This window comes from Saccharibacter sp. EH611, from assembly GCF_009834765.1.
Classification (GTDB): Bacteria; Pseudomonadota; Alphaproteobacteria; order Acetobacterales; family Acetobacteraceae; genus Saccharibacter.
In genome coordinates this window covers 241,074-258,005 of the sequence record NZ_WVHP01000022.1, presented here as the reverse complement: position 1 = coordinate 258,005, position 16,932 = coordinate 241,074, and the positions used below count along the sequence as shown (strand labels likewise).

The following is a 16,932-nucleotide window of genomic DNA, read 5'->3' as shown; positions in this document are numbered from 1 at the left end:
CCGGTTATGATGAGGCTCAACGCTGTCATGACTTCATTGAGCTGACAAAGCTTCTCAAAAAAACTACACAAAAAACACCCCACCAAAGTGGAAGGGCGTTAAAACAATCTCATTTTCGTGATGATCTCGACTGGAGCGGGCGAAGGGATTCGAACCCTCGACCCCAACCTTGGCAAGGTTGTGCTCTACCCCTGAGCTACGCCCGCGTTCCGTTGTCGATGAGGGGTTTATGCTCTAAAACAGGATGAGATGCAACCCCATCTATGCGTTTTTTTTGATTTTTTTTACGTCTTTTCTTTTCTCACCGTCAAAAAGCTTTCTCTTCCCTTGTCTTTGCCCATTCAGCAACAACGTCTTTTGATAGGGAGTGATCTCCTGTTTGTTTGTTCTTTCCCCTTATCACCATAAAAGAATAGGTGTTTCCCTCATGATCTTCACTTTCGCACCCTTACCACACACAGCTCTCTACGAAATTGACCACTCTCCTCCTTGAGCTTCTCGCAACATTTCGTAATGATCGTTTATACACAGTAACAACAGAGCGGCTCTGTTTCTTTTCTGCGTGAGGGACCGCCGCATTTTAATCATTCAAACACGCAGCAACAGTGTTCACTTCTTCTTGTCTGATTAGCTTATGACTCCTTCTCACTCCCCAGATGTTTCACCTCGCGTTCCCTCTTTTACACGACTTACATTAGCTGATATTCCGCCACGTGTCGGACTTTTCCCTCTGACAGGCACTCTCCTGCTGCCGGACGGACACCTTCCTCTCAGTGTCTTTGAGCCACGCTATATCGCCTTGCTTGAAGCCGCCCTTGCCCATGAACGCCTCATTGGCATCATCCAACCTCAGATCCACTCTGAAACGGCTGATGAAAAAGATCCTCCCCTCGAAAAAATCGGCACGTTAGGCCGGATTACCTCATTTACCGAATATGATGATGGGTGCTTTTCCATTACCTTAACGGGTATCAGTCGGTTTTCATTACTTCGAGATGAGCTCACCGCCCGTGGATGGCGTGAAGGCATGATCGACGCGGCATCTTTCGCACAAGATTTGCTCGAGAATAGTTCTATTCCGCTTGATCGCGACGAATTTATGCCCCTGCTTAAACATTATCTGGATGCACACCAGCTTAAGACGAACTGGGAAGCCCTCCAACATCTCGACGATGAACGCTTGTTGACCGAGCTTCCGATGCTCCTTCCCTTTACCGCGGTTGAGAAACAGACGCTTCTTGAGGCCTCAGACATGAATGAACGTGCTACCGTTCTGCTCAACATCCTTCATAACAACACGCACACATCATAGGGCGTGTACCGCATGGCCATGATCGAGCCTCCCCATGCACAATAACCGTTCGATTATACCTCTCGCCTTAGCAGGCGACAGACATCACAGCAGGTTCAGGGGCAGATCACACAGTTTCTCCCATTATTTACCGTAAGAAGCTTCTGTATCGGTTAGCGATGGATAAGCTGGTGGGGGGCCATTTTCTCCACTCCCCCGGATCGGGCGCTGAACCGCCGCAGCTGCTGGCTCTGGTAACGGCGGAATACCAGGAGGCATAATAAAATGAGGCCCTTGAAGTGCAAGTTCAGGATGCTTGCGCTGCACGGAAAAAGGTTTACGTGGATATTTCTCTGTCATATCCGCATGTGGCCCTTTAAAAGAAGCACTATCCATAGCACACCCTCCACCTGCCAGCGGAAGCATCACGCAGAATGTTACAACGGAGCGTTTCATAACATCGTCCTGTAGCATATTCTGCAAGAGATGAATGTCTCTAAAGCACCATGAAAAGAAAACACCATGTTTAAGGGTACTCTAACCTCTCCTCAAAAGCGCCTTCACGCTTGGTACGATAGCCTATTTCATGACCATGCGATTTTTCGCCTTGCCTGGACTAACCTCACTCCTGTGGTGGCAGGAAAGATATGGCGTTGCAATCACCCAACCCCAGCACGTCTGAGACATTTACACAAAAAACTTCATTTAGAATCTGTCATTAATCTCCGCGGGCACCGTCAATGTGGTTCAGACGCTCTAGCGCGCCATACCTGCCAGTCCCTCAACCTTCCTTATATTGATATGGCATTTGAGAGCCGCAACGCACCGCATAAAGACCGTATTCTTCGTTTTTACGACATCTATCAAAAGCTCGATGGCCCCACTCTCATTCATTGTAAATCAGGAGCAGACCGCACAGGACTTGCCAGTGGCCTCATTATTCTCTTTGAAGGGGGATGCACTCAAGAAGCCCTGAAGCAGCTCCATTGGCGCTTTTTACATTTCAAAAGATCGCGTACCGGCGTACTGGACGCTTTTTTCTTGCTCTATCGACAAGAAGCAGAAGGGAAAATCCCTTTCATAGACTGGGTGCGCTCTCATTATGATGAAGACGGCCTCCGCACAGCATTCCGAAAAGACCGCGCCACTACGCTCCTCAACCCTTTATCTGCCGATGCGAGGAAATTTGATTAATCTCCCTTAGAAGAAACACCTGCAATCTTTTCAATCAAATCAAAAGCATCGCGACGTATCTTCCCATCGGTAATCCGATAATAAGTCCGCACCAGACGAACCGTCTCAGGGCGCATCAATAGCTGCAAATCAGCCGCATCATACGATGGGCTGACGTCATCCTCGGTCGCTGAAAAAGCTTCTTGCGTTTCAGATAATCCTACAGCCTCTGCAGCGACAGGCTCACCAAAGCCTTCAAAGAAGAAATTAATCGGCACATGCAAAAGACACGCAACTTGATAGAGCCTTACCGCTGCCATACGGTTTTTACCATGCTCGTATTTCTGCACTTGCTGGAACGTAATGCCTAAAGCGGCCGCAAGCTTCTCCTGCGACACCTTCCGTGCCTTCCGCAAAAGACGCATCCGTTTACCAATCTGAACATCAGTTAATGATGTGGGCATTCTTTATAGCCTTACTCAATAAGGATCACACACATTTCACAACCATATAACAACCCACGCTAATGGTTAATTTACTATTTATTAAATTTTAACGCACCATCAAGGGAAGTCTCGTTTTAAAAAAATTTCTACCCTTAGAAAGAAGAGAGCACAAGAGAAGAAAAAAAGAGACAATTACCACTCCTACATTACTGTAGCGAGAGAATAATGTAGGAGGGAGGGGAGGAGAAATAGATTGAAGCAATGTTTGCTCTCTGCCCCAAACGGTTCTTTTCTCTTCATGACCAACTGCATTATAAATTGCTGAAACACCACGATTATTTGAAAAAACTACAGGCAATCCCTCCTCAACAGCCCGCATTCGCCCTGTCGCCAAATGCTGACGCGGCCCTGCACTGTTCCCATACCACGCATCGTTAGAGATCGTGACGAGCCAGTGAGGGCGCTTCCCTGGCGCCACCACAGCTCCTGAAAAAATAATCTCATAACAAACCATCGGCCCGACACGCCCAATATTGGGCAGCTCCCATGTCTTGAGCCCATCACCGGGCGTCAAAACGGCTGGAAGAATATTAAACGGAATAATCCATGGCTGATATTCCCCAAAAGGTACCAAGCGACTCTTATCATAAATCGCTTCAAGGGCTCCACCAGCTCCCACAGCTTCTAGGCTATTATACCAATGCCCATCTGCACGGCGATCAGACCCCACGAGAACAGGAGCCCCTTGGGCAGCATCTGAAATCATGCGTCGAGCCAGCTCATCCTCATCCAAAAGCCCCGGGAACGCCGATTCAGGCCATACCACGACAACCGAACGACCTTCAGCCCGTGCTTGAGGTAAAGCTTTCTGCACCCCTTCTGTTGTCTGCGTCAGATAAGATTGGAAATTATGCAGCGCATCACCACGGCCAAGTACGTCATCTTCTGAAACATTGCCCTGCACTAAGACTAAATAAGGATTGGTAACAGCTTGTGGCTGCACATGATCAAGGCGCCAAACACCAAAAATGCACCACAGCACGCCCCCAATACACACAACTAAAGCCGCTCGCCGTCCGTGCCACAACGCCAAAGAGGCCAAAACAAGCGCGAGACCTAAACCATTAACCCCAACAATACTGGCCGGTTGAATCAACACATCGCCGATAAAACCTGGCACCTCCAAAGCACTTCCCAACGGATTCCATGGGAAACCCGAAAAAAAGAAGACGCGGCTCATATCCGCTAACGTCCAAGCCGCAGAAAATAAGAAAATGCGTGGCCAACCAGAGGGCACCAAACGACATGCCATTGCTGGCACAGCGATAAGCGGCGCAATAATAAGAGCCACCCCAGGAGCTGCAAACGGCACCACCCACCAGAATTCATGTACCCGCGTTAGGATCGCACAGGTGAGCCAATACAGCCCAGCTGTGTGGAACCCCATACCAAACAAAAAACCCCACAATGCTGCCCATCGCATTGTAGGGGCTTGAGACGCTGTTTTGTACAAAACAATAAGCGCGAACGGTAAAATCGGGAAAGCATAAACCGGCGGCAATGAAAGCGCCGCAGCCGCCCCAGCACACAGCACCAATAACGCCGTTTTCCAGCCTGTCGCTGAAAAAAGGCGCCTGAAATCAGCTGTCATAAAGTTGTCTTAATCCAAAGCATCTCGTAAACGACGCTCATAATGGCGGTAATATTTATCGGCAAGAAGCTCACTTTTCACCAATACCGCAACATCGGTCGTGTTGAATTGCTCATCAACGACAGCGCCGTCTCCAACATAACCTCCCAACCGGAGATAGCCCTTAATGAGGGGAGGAAGTTTGTTAAGACAAGCCCGCCGATCAAGATGCAATGGATCAGTGCGCTGCATCTCCACATAACGTTCGGGCAAAGCCTTTACCCGTAGAGCAGGTGGCGCCAAATGATTATAATAAAGCCATGTCAGCTCATCACCCAAAGCATCTGGTGATGTGCCATGTAAGCTCGCACAGCCAAACAACACATCAATGTGATGAAGGAAGATATAAGAAGCAATCCCACGCCATAAAAGCTGCATCACCGCACGCCCACGATATTCAGGCGCAACACATGAGCGACCAACTTCTAAAATCCGACCCGGAAATTCAGTCAGGCACGAAATGTCATATTCCGCAGATGAATAGAAACCACCTGTTTTCGCAGCCACATCGGAACGCAACAGACGATACGTCCCTACCACACCCTCCGCACCAGATGAACGGGCATGGTCAATCACCAATAAATGATCCGCCGCCTCATCGAAAGGGTCAACGTCACGACGCGTCCTCAGGGCTTTTTCATCAGGACGCGCGCCCATTTCCTCAAAGAAGACACGGTAACGCAGAGCCTGCGCGGCATCACGCTCTGCTTCCGTCGTCGCAAGACGCACACCGAGGCTCCCTCCCCTTAATTCCTGAAATCCGCCATCACGGTTCAGAGAGAGGGTCGCCAAAGTTTCCATTTGTTTCCGCGCCGTTTCACTACTCCTGAGCTGAACACCCGCCCCTGCTTCAGGAAGAGTAGACACCACATCATTTGAAAACTTTGGCACAGTCTCACTGGTCATTCATGATCATCCTTCGTCTGGAGACGATATGGCCTATACGGACTTCTTACCCTCTGAGGAGGTATTCTTTCCTTCATCCGCGGTCGCACCTTTCTCAGTACGACCAAACAGCTCTGCTCTATGAGAAACTAGATCAAACCCCAGCTTCTTTGCAATCTGTGACAAGAGCGAGACGAGCTCTTCATTCTCAAATTCAATGACACGTCCACTATCAATATCAATAAGATGATAATGACAGCCGTTTTCACTCGCCTCATACCGCGCACGTCCACCGCCAAAGTCACGGCGTTCGAGAATGCCGCGTTCTTCCAGCAAACGAACTGTCCGATAAACAGTCGCCACCGAAATGCGGTTATCAAGCGCCGCCGCCCGCCGATAGAGCTCCTCCACATCAGGATGATCATCGGCCTCAGAGAGGACATGGGCAATCACACGGCGCTGACCCGTCATCTTCAGCCCACTTTTGACACAAAGACGCGCAATGGGAGAATCTCCCACCACACTCTTAGAGGAAGAGCGAGGACGCTCCGTATTTTTTGTGCTTACCACCATAGCTGAGGACTTATCCGATCAAGAACCGACTTGTCCAACCCCAAAAACACACAAGAGCCATATTTTCCAGCTCAGTAGTGCTCTTGGGGCCAGATCATCAATCTTCGCGACGACGTCCCAAACCGATTCGACGGGCCAAAGAAGAACGATGGCTTGCGTAATTTGGTGCTACCATAGGATATTCTGCCGGAAGCCCCCAGCGCTCACGATATTCCTGTGGCGTCATATTATACGCTGTCTTTAAGTGACGGCGTAGAAGCTTCAGCTTCTTCCCATCTTCCAGGCAGATAATGTAATCTGGGAAGACGGATTTGCGCGGCGGCACCGCTGGAACGGGTTTCTCTGGCGCAGCCTCTGCAGGAGCACCTGCACCAGAAAGAGCTGCATGCACAGACCGAACGAGTTCTGGTAGTGCATCAGCAGGGACATCATGGCTGCTCACATAAGCGGTAACGATCTGCGCTGTCAGCTGCCGTAGACCCGGGAAGTCAGACTCTGTCGACATATAGTAACTATCTCCACATAATTTGTATATTTCTCTATCCGATGTAGTTAGATAACTACAAGAAAAAAACCCTCATTTCACCTATAAAATGGAAAAATAGGCTCATTATGACAGATAACATACTGAACTTCCTTGATATATGTCACTTATCGTGCCCTCTCAGCAGTGTTCATGTCCGTTTACGACTTGATCAAATCCCTAATAATAGCTTTTTAACGATCTCACTTCATGGAAAAGAAACTTATAATAGTATTAGGTCTTTCCTATCAGCACTTCATTATCCCATTGTTCAAATCGAAGAGCCCTCAGAAGGACGTCAAAATTACTTTCTTACGGTGAAGAAAACCTAAGCACGCGCGCATCCTCTCCGTCAGGATAATAGCGCTTCCGAGACCCTACTTGAGTAAAACCTAGTGATGAATAAAGATGAAACGCTCTGTTATTCGTCACCTTAACTTCAAGAAAAATAACAGCATTTTCTAAAAGAACCTGTGCCATGAACTCTACCATCAGCGCACGGCCTATTCCCCGCCCTCTTCTTTGTGGATGCACCCCTAATGTTAAGACCTCATACTCTCCAGCCACATAATGAACGAGCAAAAGACCTATGAGGGCTTCTCCCATATATGCCCCCCATCCTGATGTTCCGTTCATAGACAAAAGCTGTGCGAAAGCCTCTTCACTCCACTGTTCTTCCCCTAAGAAACAGTCTTTATGAAGCTTTGCCAAACAAGACGAAGCGTCTCGCTCAAACGGTACAATATCGACATCTAGGCCTGTAACCGCGCGGCTCATCGCTGAGGGGCTGGGCGCAACCCACCAGCTGGCAACTTCGCTTCAGGAGGGTCAATATAAAGCGGCATAAGGGAACTCTCTTCCGCCGATAACGCCGCTCTTAAAATACCAACAGCACTTGGCGCGACACAATCCACAATCTCAGGGCCGCTGTTGTCTTCATGCCATTGTGAAAACTCAGCCACATGATCCACACCCGACACAGCGTCCCCCGCAAGAGCAGACCATGGGCGTTCTTGCGCTTCTGTAACCGTAAGAGCATACGGCGCCCCTTCGGCAGGATCGACAAACACACGCCCACGTCGAGCCAGACACATCACCGTTACATCAGATCGCTGCACCGTCTCCCGCACCGCGTCCCCCAAACGCACACCGACACACCGACAGCCCCAACCCCGGGCCAACCCAGAGGCCAAGGACAAAGACGCACGCAGGCCCGTAAAAGAGCCCGGCCCAACAATGGCCGCCACGAGTTCAGGTGGCTGCTCCCAACCAGCTGTCTCTAAAAGAGTCTGCACGGCGGGAGCAAATTTTTCTGCTGCCCCACGTCCAGCCATAATCTGCGAGGCAACGCAACGCTCTTCTTCCAACAGAGCGATCAGATTACTCTGCCCGCGCCCGGCACCCGCTCCATTCATGACCAAGGAACGCGCTGGCATCACAGACACAGACATGCCTCCTCGAAGCTCAACCGAGGCGCACGTTCAGGCAAAGGGTCAGCATCCTCGGCCGGATAACCCAAAGCGACCAAAAAATTCGCTCGCCAGCCTTGCTCACGGAAGAAACGCTCTTCCACCATCAAAGAATCGAAACCAGACATCGGAAGAACATCAAGGCCCAGCATACGCGCGGCAAGGATGAAATACCCTCCTTGTAGAGTTCCGTTACGAAAAGCTGTTTCCTCACTCAACCCAACATCAGCGGCAAACCAATCGCGCAAACCTGGCAAAGTGCCTACACGGGGGAGCTGTTCAAAAAACATCGGATCATGACCAATGATCGCAACGACAGGCGCGCGTAAGGCACGCTCTATATTCCCCGCAGACAAGGCAGGCCGCAAAGGCTCCTTCGCATCATCCGTTGTTAAAAACGCAAAGCGCCCCGGCGTACAATTTCCAGACGTCGGCCCCATTTTTACAAGGTCGTACAGACGACGCAAAACGTCTTCCTCAACAGGACGAGACGATAAGTCCCGCGGCGTGCGACGTTCCGTGAACAACGCCTCCCAAGAAGCCTCGTTTTGCGTCATCATTTCAGTCCTACTCCTCTACCGCCTCCACGCCTTCAACTTCAGGCACGTAGTGGCGCAACATGTTTTCAACACCATGACGTAAGGTTGCCCGAGATGACGGGCACCCCGAACATGCGCCTTGCATGGCAAGATAGACAATACCATCACGATAACCACGGAAGGCAATATCGCCACCATCACCGGCTACAGCAGGGCGCACCCGTGTATCTAAAAGCTCACGCACGCGAGAGACAACCTCTTCATCCTCGGGAGCAATCTGAAGAGAAGGTTCCACATCTGGCCGCGTCAGCGCCTCTTTCCCAGAAGCAAAAAACTCTGTGAGCACGCTCAGCACAAGCGGACGAACCTCTGGCCATGACTGATCCTCAACCTTGGTCACAGACACAAAGTTTTCACCAAGAAAGACACGCTGCACTTCAGGGAGAGCAAACAACATCTCAGCTAAAGGAGACCCCCCCTTCGCAGCATCAGCATGCGCAAAGTCAACAGGCCCTTGAGCTCCTGTCACCTCACGACCCGGCAAAAACTTTAATGTTGCCGGATTTGGCGTGTCTTCCGTCTCAATTAACATTACGATCCCACCCTCTGTTGAACACACATTCGTGCTAGATATTCCTTCACCTATGGATCATCCTTTCATAGTGCAAGGTTTGCGGACTATAATAGTCCTACTTCATGTGTGCCCGCATTTTATGCTTTCATCATGCTATCATACCGCAATGACCTGACACATGACGGCCAATCTCTGTTATTGTGCCATGATCATGGTTCATCCCCAATGACAGAGCCTACAGGCTGTAATAGACAAGGCGCTCTCGCAAACATCATGCGCGATCTCAATGGAGACAGTCATGCCCCGCTCTTTCTCTACCACAGCTGTTCCTCCTGGTGTTGTCACGGGCCGCGATTACCGCACCCTTTTAGCAGCGTGCCAACATGGGCGCTACGCCCTACCGGCTGTCAATGTTACGAATACGAACACGATTAACGCGGTTTTGGAAGCTGCAGCACGCAATCACTCTGATGTCATTATACAAATCTCTCACGGTGGGGCGCGTTTTTTTGGCGGGAACGGCTTACAAGACTTTCATCGCGCTCGCGTATTAGGTGCCGTTTCTATGGCGCGTCATGTGCATCTTATGGCCAAGGAATACGGTATTGCCGTCATCGTCCATACTGACCACGCTAACCGCCCTCTCATTCCGTGGCTTAACGCCCTAGTGGCATTCAGTGAGGTCAACTACGCTCAAACAGGGCGACCTCTTTTCTCCTCCCATATGCTCGACCTCTCAGCTGAGCCACTAGAAAACAACCTTGATGAAGCAGACGCTATGCTACGCCGCCTCACCCCTCTGGGCATGGGGCTGGAGATTGAGCTTGGGATCACCGGTGGGGAAGAAGACGGGATCGGCGCTGAACTAGGAGAGGATCACACTGCAAATCCCTCTTTTTACACCCAACCGATAGAAGTTCTTACCGCATGGAAACGTCTTTCCCCGCTAGGAACCGTCACAATTGCTGCTTCTTTTGGCAATGTACATGGTGTGTATAAACCGGGGAACGTGACCCTCCGTCCTGAGATTTTAAAAAACTCTCAAGAGCTCGTGTCCTCCCAATGCGGAGGGGGCCCCAACCCACTCCCTCTAGTTTTTCATGGCGGTTCCGGGTCTGATCCCGCCATCATTCACGAAGCCCTCTCTTACGGCGTCATCAAGGTCAATCTAGATACTGATATTCAATTTGCCTTCGCGCGCGGCGTCGGAGCTTATGTGCAGCACCACGACACCGCCTTTCAACATCAACTATGCCCCCAAACAGGGCGTCCACTCAAAAAACAATACGACCCACGCACATGGCTGCGCGCTGGGGAAGAGCACTGCATTGAACGCCTTAACGACGCCTTCACGATCCTCGGCTCTCGTGGGAAAAGCCTGGCGTCTCCACGCCCCTAAGAGGGTTTTTTCCCCGCCCCATCATGCCCCGATCTTTCGGAAGAACGAGACGCTTCATCCTGCTTTTGACATGATGAGGCCGGCGCCATATGCCCACGCTGACAGACCGGCAAAGGGCCATGATGAGAAGGCAGCGGCCAAAAGAGCTCAATGCCAAGAGAGGTCAACACCAACAACACAGCCAACACAACCCACGGTACCATAGAGGGTGGCCGCCGTTTGGGAGGAAGCAATCCTTCCTCATACTGATAAGCCCGCCCTTCACTCAGAAGTCGATCCCAATCACTCATACGGCGTCCACCTCCTTCCGTCATCGCATCATGAAGCGTCTGCCTCAAGCACGGCCATCATCTCGGCCCATTCACGCTTCGTAATGCCGGAATTTTCTTGCGTCACATCCTCACCTGCAAGGCGACGACGAAGCACTTTCAGCATTCCTGCCGAAAAACTATGCGCTCCAAGACGATACTCCTCAAACGCTGCGGCCGTATGAGGCACCCACGCTTTAACGATCTCTAGCATCTTCTGCGCATAAACACGGATTTCATATTGAGCATGAGGATCCGAGCGCAAGGCAAGAAAATGCATCAGATTATGGAGGTCAATTTTCCAATACCACTGCGTATAGGTGTTGAGTGTCAGGTTCACACGCGCCAATTCACGCGCAACACCCATCCCCTCTGGGTCTAGCATCTGCTCATAATCGTCATAACATTGCAGCGCATCACGCTGTAGGATGGACAACACCTCTTGGGCTGCCTCCGCACTCAACGCATCCCCGCGTCCTTGTTTATTCGACCGACTTTGAGCCGCAATTTGCTCGGCTGCAGGCAGATAGAACTCTTTATCCAAGACAGAATAACGCGCTGAATATTCATTCACATTCGCCATGCGATGACGAATCCATTGCCGTGCAACAAAGAGTGGAAGTTTCACGTGAAACTTAATCTCACACATTTCAAACGGTGTGGAATGACGATGACGCATCAGATAACGAATCAATCCCGCATCTTCAGACGTACGACGCGTCCCCTTCCCATAAGAAACACGCGCCGCTTGCACGACAGCCGAATCGTCGCCCATATAGTCCACAACGCGCAAAAAGCCGTGATCAAGAAGCTCAAATGGCTCAAAGAGAAGCGCTTCCATCGCCGGAACTGTTGGTCGCATTGTTTGCGCCGGCGCATGACGCTGCGCTGTAATTTCAGCGCGCTGTTCATCTGTCAGAGCCATGGGCTTTCTCCTACCATACCAAGCTAAAACGTATTCTCTGCCTTCTAACCTTTTTCTCCCCCACTCGTCACGTGAGCCTTTCACCCCTTGCTAAAAATATGTACACGCCTTATCTTAACTCTTGCCGGGGTTCGCTCCGGCTATGGCGATAAACGATAGATGGAATAGGTGTAGTGGACCCGGGGGCAGTGCCCGGCGTCTCCACCAAGACCCTCCTTAGGAGGGCTATGGGGACGAAACAGGCTCGACACGCACAGTAAAGATCTATTTTTTGCCCGGCATGGTACCGCCGTCATCGGGCTAAATTTTACAAGTGCCAACGATAACTCAGAGGTGCTCGCTGTTGCTGCATAAGCGATAAGCGCGGTTCGGGAGGCACCGGGCAACAGAAGCCTCCCACTCACGCTTACTTGATGGTTCCCAATACACTCTAGACAGAAAAAAACACCTTCTTCTCTTGCTATCTGTGGCATTCTAGCCCAGAAATTGAGAACCATTCACACTAAACCGTGTAGCAAGCTATCCATGAGCGACGATCCAAACGACCCGACCTTCCCTACGAGCCTTTTACCCTATGACACATGGTTAGAAGACGCACATCGGGGCGTTGTTCTAAAGGCTTTGGATTATTTATGCCATCACGGCTTACCGGGGGAACATCATTTCTACATGACGTTCCTCACAGACTATCCCGGCGTTGACATCCCTGCACGTCTAAAGGATCGCTACCCTGACGAGATGACTATCGTCCTTCAGCATCAGTTCCTTAACCCAACTGTGAGCGAGGATCGTAGCGTTTTTTCTGTGGGGCTTTCCTTTGGCGGAACACCTTGTACGTTGCGTATTCCCCTTAAAGCAATCACGGCCTTTGCTGACCCGCATATCCAAATTGCGCTCCGCTTTAACCCTGAAGGAACGACCCCAGAGGTTGAGCAGGACAATGGCGGCCCGGAGCTCTATCAGGATGAACCTGACAGTGCTTCTAACACCCCTCAGCATGAGGAAAAAGAAACGCAAGAAGCAGAAGTTGTCAGCCTTGCCGCTTTCCGCAAACGTCACAATAAGTCAGAGAGCTCCACCGACACGGAAGATCCCTCCTAAGCAACAAGATTCATGGCGCACGGTACACTCTCGCCCTATCAGTACGGGAAACGCTGGCTTGTACTGATAGGGCTGTCAGCCGTGCTTACGGTTGCCTTCTTCAGCGCACATCTCGCAGCAGGCACCATGCTGGGCCCCATGATCGCCGGGATTATTATGGCGGTAAGCGGTCGTCAATTAACGATTAAACGACCCATCTTTTGTCTCGCACAAGCCGTCCTTGCCTGCGTTATCGTAAAATCTCTCTCAATCGACATTCTCCAAAATTGCCTCCATCACTGGATGCTCATGCTATTCAGCGTGATATCAGTGATTGTCGCCAGCTTTTTCACCGGAGCTGTGCTGGCTTGGTTCGGCAATATGCCTGGAACCACCGCACTGTGGGGAGCTTCTCCCGGTGGCGCTTCGACCATGACTCTCATGTGCGAATCTTTTGGAGCCGACCCACGGCTTGCAGCTTTTATGCTGTATTTCCGTGTGATTATGGTAGCCCTCTCAACGTCACTGGTCGCTTGGTGTGTTGGCAGCTCCCATTCACCATCTCATTCTCTACCGCCGCTATCAATTCTTCATCAAGGCGATATTTTCCCCACTCTGGCCCTTATTATAGGCTCAACATTCATTGGCATGCGCCTACCTTTATCGGCTGCGCCGCTGCTTCTCACCTTATTCCTTGGCGGGATCGCTCAGCTTACAGGCCTCTTCGCTATTAGCACCCCTTTATGGCTCTGCGTTCCTGCTTATATGTCGATCGGGTGGGCTATTGGCCTTCGATTTACCAAAGCTGTGTTGTGCTATGCCTTTCACACCCTCCCTGCCGTATGTCTCTCTTCTTTTATTCTCATCTGTGTTTGTGCTCTTTTAGCCATCCCCGTTGCGCGCCTCGCTCAGATCGACCTTTTTAGCGCCTATCTAGCGACAAGTCCGGGCGGGTTGGACACCATCGTCATTATCAGCACATCCATCCCTGTAGCGCTCCCCTTTATTGTTGCCCTCCAGACCGCCCGTATGCTCGCTGTCGTTATCCTCGGCCCCCTCATTGCACGCCCAATCGGCACATGGCTTGAGCGCCACAAACCAAAGAATCAGCAAACACCACCGTCATAAAAAAAGCCCGAGGAAGATCCCCGGGCTTTGCCATTCTCACTGTGCTGAACCTATGCGTCACCTTCACGCATCGCATCAAACTCATCCACTGTATCAGCTGGTGGAGAAGTGGACATCCGCAAGAATTCTTCCCACCGTGGCACGTAATGTGCATAGCCAGCTGGATTTTGGAAAAACCAATGACGCCATGTGTGAAAGACTGGATCATGCTCACGATACGCAGGATCATCCAGCAAATGACGCGCCGCTGGTGGTTTGCCGGCATGGAAATGCACGATGACCGCATCATCATTCACACCCCAATAAGGCTTCCAGTTAAAGCGCGCAGATAACGGGCTCCATTGAGCATTATAAAAAACGCGCAACAGCTCCTGATCGTAACCAGAAATGTAATACAGATTGTCGCATAGGAAATCGATCATCGCCGGCAAGTCATTACGCAGGCGCTCAAGGTTCATCACCATGACCCCTGAGTTCATATCTGTGTAATAATCCTGCATACCAAACTGACCACAAGCTGCAAAAATAGCAGGACGACAGAACTCAACTTGCGGATCACGCATGAACAAAACGTCACAGTCTGTATAAAGGACGTATTGATCTTCTTTTTCCAACAGCGGCAGATCAAGGCGCATAAAGGCCCCTGCAGCCGTCTGCATGTAATTCGGCCATTCAGGCTTCTGACGGCGTTGCGCCTCATGCAAGCGATCATAAAAATGGATGCGGTGGAAAATAACCGTCACACCCAACTCACGCATCTCGCGCGTAAAATCGCATTCCTGCCCGTCAAAAACCATGTGCGGCTTTAACGTCGTATTCTCTCGTGCAGACCGTACTGCCACACGGATACAATCAATAAATCCATGATCTGGATCATTGGAGAGCGTCTGCTCTGTAATTGCAAAAAACCACTTCATGCCAAACGCCCCTAATGCCCCAAATCTAATAGACAGCCGTGCTGAATCATATCCGCCTGTCCTAACAATATCACCTTAGAAATACACTCTACCAGTAGAAACACATTCTACCAATTTTTGGAAATGAGCCAAAACTCTTCAGACGTCAGAGTAATCACACCAGTCTTTTGCGTCTGTGATGCAGCCACAGCTAACGCATGAATTCGTTCAATCATCGCCGTCTTACGTTGATGAACTTCAGAATCACTGGACGTCATCTGAAGAGTCTTCAACGCATTCTCGGCCGCTTTCGCAACACGTTCTGCATCAATCGCAGCGTAAGACAAGACCTCTCTCCTCAAAATATCAAGCTAGCTTTCCTACAAACAGAGCGCCACCTACTACAAGATCTACAGCAGCACCCGCCCCACGAAAGAGCTCAATGCCGTGTTAGCACGCTTCACATGATTTGATAACTCATCGAGTCGCCATAAAGGCGTTTCTTTATATATAGCCAAAATAATCCACTATCCCAAGAGGGGTTTTCTTTTTTCATAGAAATTTATTTATTTAAAAATATCATAATATCATCATTATTTTCATATATTTAATTTTTTATATTAATTTAATATAGAAATATTATTTTTTAGCATAAAAGTCACATATTTTTCATATCATAGTTTTCTCGTTAATTTAATACTTTATAACTATGATATCCTGCATTGTTTTTGATTTATTTTCTCTCTTATCGTTGTTTCTTTTCACTATTATAATAAGAATATCTTATTAAATTTATAAATATATTATGTTAGTTTGGCAAAAAATGAATTTGTCAATCGTTCTAGGCGGAGCCTCTTCTTTCCATGTCTCTTCATATTTGCTCACCCCGCTCTGCCGCTGCCGTGGGGTGTCTTGGCTTACTCGCCGCCTGCGCAAATACACCATCTTCATCCATATCTCCACAAGCGCTTGTTCACGAGCAAGAGCAATATCAAGCACACGCCCAAAGCTCTTATACGCCACCTGGCCCGGCTTACGATCCATGGGGGCCTTATATCCGTGAAGCATCCGAGCGTTTTGATGTGCCAACTGCCTGGATTCGTGCCGTCATGCATCAGGAATCCGGAGGGCACATTTATGACCGCCACGGACATTTCATCACATCACTCCCAGGTGCCATGGGACTGATGCAGATTATGCCCCCTGCTTATGACGACCTGCGCACACGCTATGGCCTAGGCCCCGACGCTTATAACCCACACGACAATATTTTAGCTGGCACTGCCTACATGCGGGAAATGTACGAGATTTATGGATCCCCGGGCTTTTTAGCCGCTTATAATTATGGCCCCGGAAGCCTTGACCGTTATCTTCGCCAGAATAGAGCTCTGCCTTTAGAAACGCGGCGTTATGTCGCCGCCATCGCTCCGCATATTGCTGGGATTTGGCCCAAGCAACGTTCTCATAACGACCTCATGGTTGCCCGTCACGACCCGACCGCACAAACACAGGGCAATGCCACGATCGAGGACACACAGCCAGCACCGATAACATCCAACCCCGCTCAACAATCGATTAGTGCCGCGTGGGCCGCACGAGGCTTCTCGAGCCCCCCTCCACAGCCGCGCAGCACGGCTTCACATAAGCCCCCCCAACCTGAACCATCACCAGAAGAGACCATTCATGTTCAATCCATCCCATTAGCGCATCCACCCTACCGTAGCGGGTTAGCAAGCGATATGTTGAAAAATAGTTCCGCCCAATGGGCTGTTCAATTGGGGAGCTATTCAACCCGCGCCCAAGCCTCGGCGGTCTCCACACAAATCCGCCATCTTACCGGCCTTACGCCCAAACGCGTATCTGTCCTCGTTACCCCTGTTCATTCAGGCCGGCATCTACTTTATCGCGCCCGATTAACGGGGCTCTCACACGATCAAGCTCTAGCAACATGCCGAAAGCTTACCCATAGCATCCCCTGTATGCCCCTCTCACCTCAATCCCATTTCTGAGGGTAATAAAGTTAGGGACTTAAA

Annotated in this window: 21 protein-coding genes, 1 tRNA gene and 1 other RNA gene; 8 read left to right on the top strand and 15 right to left on the bottom strand. The window is 50.2% G+C overall.

The genetic code is table 11. The features are described 5' to 3' along the window. Window positions 1–131: 131 nt before the first annotated feature. A tRNA-Gly gene (locus tag GS535_RS08370) sits at window positions 132–206 on the bottom strand. Window positions 207–634: 428 nt separating this feature from the next. Between GS535_RS08370 and GS535_RS08365 the strand changes: the two genes are divergently transcribed. Next, complete coding sequence (locus tag GS535_RS08365; RefSeq protein WP_160791921.1) at window positions 635–1,312, top strand: LON peptidase substrate-binding domain-containing protein; 678 nt, start codon at window positions 635–637, stop codon at window positions 1,310–1,312. Window positions 1,313–1,435: 123 nt separating this feature from the next. Here the strand turns inward: GS535_RS08365 and GS535_RS08360 are convergent, their stop codons facing one another. Next, on the bottom strand, window positions 1,436–1,747 hold the full coding sequence (locus tag GS535_RS08360) for a hypothetical protein (protein WP_160791920.1): 312 nt from the start codon (window positions 1,745–1,747) through the stop codon (window positions 1,436–1,438). 66 nt (window positions 1,748–1,813) lie between these two features. On the opposite strand from GS535_RS08360, the gene GS535_RS08355 reads away from it, so the two are divergent. Next, a complete protein-coding gene (locus GS535_RS08355; RefSeq protein WP_160791919.1) occupies window positions 1,814–2,485 on the top strand; it encodes a tyrosine-protein phosphatase in 672 nt (223 codons plus the stop codon). On the opposite strand, the gene GS535_RS08350 is transcribed toward GS535_RS08355, so the two are convergent. The 5 genes from GS535_RS08350 to GS535_RS08330 form a co-directional block, all read right to left on the bottom strand. Further along, a complete protein-coding gene (locus GS535_RS08350; RefSeq protein WP_160791918.1) occupies window positions 2,482–2,928 on the bottom strand; it encodes a helix-turn-helix domain-containing protein in 447 nt (148 codons plus the stop codon). The genes GS535_RS08355 and GS535_RS08350 overlap by 4 nt on opposite strands. A gap of 88 nt (window positions 2,929–3,016) precedes the next feature. Then, window positions 3,017–4,561 carry an apolipoprotein N-acyltransferase gene (gene lnt / locus GS535_RS08345; RefSeq protein ID WP_160791917.1) on the bottom strand — a complete coding sequence of 515 codons (1,545 nt, stop codon included), beginning with the start codon at window positions 4,559–4,561 and terminating at the stop codon, window positions 3,017–3,019. Window positions 4,562–4,570: 9 nt separating this feature from the next. Continuing rightward, window positions 4,571–5,401, bottom strand: a complete 831-nt coding sequence (locus GS535_RS08340) for a GNAT family N-acetyltransferase (RefSeq protein ID WP_160791974.1) — start codon at window positions 5,399–5,401, stop codon at window positions 4,571–4,573. Window positions 5,402–5,539: 138 nt separating this feature from the next. Beyond that, complete coding sequence (locus GS535_RS08335) at window positions 5,540–6,058, bottom strand: Fur family transcriptional regulator (protein WP_160791916.1); 519 nt, start codon at window positions 6,056–6,058, stop codon at window positions 5,540–5,542. Window positions 6,059–6,155: 97 nt separating this feature from the next. Further along, window positions 6,156–6,563 (bottom strand): MucR family transcriptional regulator, encoded by a 408-nt coding sequence (locus tag GS535_RS08330; protein ID WP_160791915.1) that lies wholly within the window; start codon window positions 6,561–6,563, stop codon window positions 6,156–6,158. 107 nt (window positions 6,564–6,670) lie between these two features. Between GS535_RS08330 and GS535_RS11305 the strand changes: the two genes are divergently transcribed. Continuing rightward, complete coding sequence (locus tag GS535_RS11305) at window positions 6,671–6,913, top strand: sulfurtransferase TusA family protein (protein ID WP_370518151.1); 243 nt, start codon at window positions 6,671–6,673, stop codon at window positions 6,911–6,913. On the opposite strand, the gene rimI is transcribed toward GS535_RS11305, so the two are convergent. From rimI to GS535_RS08310, 4 genes are read right to left on the bottom strand one after another with little or no spacing between them, the layout of a single operon-like run. Next, complete coding sequence (gene rimI, locus GS535_RS08325) at window positions 6,894–7,358, bottom strand: ribosomal protein S18-alanine N-acetyltransferase (RefSeq protein WP_160791914.1); 465 nt, start codon at window positions 7,356–7,358, stop codon at window positions 6,894–6,896. The two genes, GS535_RS11305 and rimI, sit on opposite strands and share 20 nt — an antisense overlap. Continuing rightward, window positions 7,355–8,017 carry a tRNA (adenosine(37)-N6)-threonylcarbamoyltransferase complex dimerization subunit type 1 TsaB gene (gene tsaB, locus GS535_RS08320; protein ID WP_160791973.1) on the bottom strand — a complete coding sequence of 221 codons (663 nt, stop codon included), beginning with the start codon at window positions 8,015–8,017 and terminating at the stop codon, window positions 7,355–7,357. The genes rimI and tsaB overlap by 4 nt, the downstream gene beginning before the upstream one ends. Continuing rightward, the gene (locus tag GS535_RS08315) at window positions 8,017–8,610 is read right to left on the bottom strand and encodes a malonic semialdehyde reductase (protein ID WP_202401581.1); all 594 of its coding nucleotides are present in this window, start codon (window positions 8,608–8,610) and stop codon (window positions 8,017–8,019) included. The genes tsaB and GS535_RS08315 overlap by 1 nt, the downstream gene beginning before the upstream one ends. Before the next feature lie 7 nt (window positions 8,611–8,617). After that, on the bottom strand, window positions 8,618–9,181 hold the full coding sequence (locus tag GS535_RS08310; RefSeq protein WP_160791913.1) for a NifU family protein: 564 nt from the start codon (window positions 9,179–9,181) through the stop codon (window positions 8,618–8,620). A gap of 280 nt (window positions 9,182–9,461) precedes the next feature. Here GS535_RS08310 and fbaA point away from each other — a divergent pair, with 280 nt between their 5' ends. Further along, window positions 9,462–10,562: a class II fructose-bisphosphate aldolase gene (gene fbaA / locus GS535_RS08305; protein ID WP_237442252.1), complete on the top strand. Its 1,101-nt coding sequence runs from the start codon at window positions 9,462–9,464 to the stop codon at window positions 10,560–10,562. Here fbaA and GS535_RS08300 read toward each other — a convergent pair. Both GS535_RS08300 and thyX read right to left on the bottom strand, forming a co-directional pair. Next, window positions 10,559–10,900 carry a hypothetical protein gene (locus tag GS535_RS08300; RefSeq protein WP_160791911.1) on the bottom strand — a complete coding sequence of 114 codons (342 nt, stop codon included), beginning with the start codon at window positions 10,898–10,900 and terminating at the stop codon, window positions 10,559–10,561. The two genes, fbaA and GS535_RS08300, sit on opposite strands and share 4 nt — an antisense overlap. Further along, entirely contained in the window at window positions 10,881–11,795 is a 915-nt protein-coding gene (gene thyX / locus GS535_RS08295; protein ID WP_160791910.1) for an FAD-dependent thymidylate synthase, read from the bottom strand. Before thyX ends, GS535_RS08300 begins: the two co-directional genes overlap by 20 nt. Window positions 11,796–11,878: 83 nt before the next feature. Here thyX and ssrA point away from each other — a divergent pair. From ssrA to GS535_RS08280, 3 genes are all read left to right on the top strand, one after another. After that, window positions 11,879–12,196: a transfer-messenger RNA gene (ssrA, locus tag GS535_RS08290) on the top strand. A gap of 124 nt (window positions 12,197–12,320) precedes the next feature. Next, window positions 12,321–12,896: an SspB family protein gene (locus GS535_RS08285; protein WP_018979729.1), complete on the top strand. Its 576-nt coding sequence runs from the start codon at window positions 12,321–12,323 to the stop codon at window positions 12,894–12,896. 12 nt (window positions 12,897–12,908) lie between these two features. After that, a complete protein-coding gene (locus GS535_RS08280; protein WP_160791909.1) occupies window positions 12,909–14,003 on the top strand; it encodes an AbrB family transcriptional regulator in 1,095 nt (364 codons plus the stop codon). A 50-nt stretch (window positions 14,004–14,053) separates the two neighbouring features. Here the strand turns inward: GS535_RS08280 and GS535_RS08275 are convergent, their stop codons facing one another. Together GS535_RS08275 and GS535_RS08270 are read right to left on the bottom strand one after the other, a co-directional pair. Next, complete coding sequence (locus tag GS535_RS08275) at window positions 14,054–14,920, bottom strand: hypothetical protein (protein WP_160791908.1); 867 nt, start codon at window positions 14,918–14,920, stop codon at window positions 14,054–14,056. Window positions 14,921–15,027: 107 nt separating this feature from the next. Then, entirely contained in the window at window positions 15,028–15,246 is a 219-nt protein-coding gene (locus GS535_RS08270) for a hypothetical protein (RefSeq protein WP_160791907.1), read from the bottom strand. Between the two features lie 516 nt (window positions 15,247–15,762). On the opposite strand from GS535_RS08270, the gene GS535_RS08265 reads away from it, so the two are divergent. Further along, window positions 15,763–16,908: a lytic transglycosylase domain-containing protein gene (locus GS535_RS08265; RefSeq protein WP_160791906.1), complete on the top strand. Its 1,146-nt coding sequence runs from the start codon at window positions 15,763–15,765 to the stop codon at window positions 16,906–16,908. Window positions 16,909–16,932 lie beyond the last annotated feature (24 nt).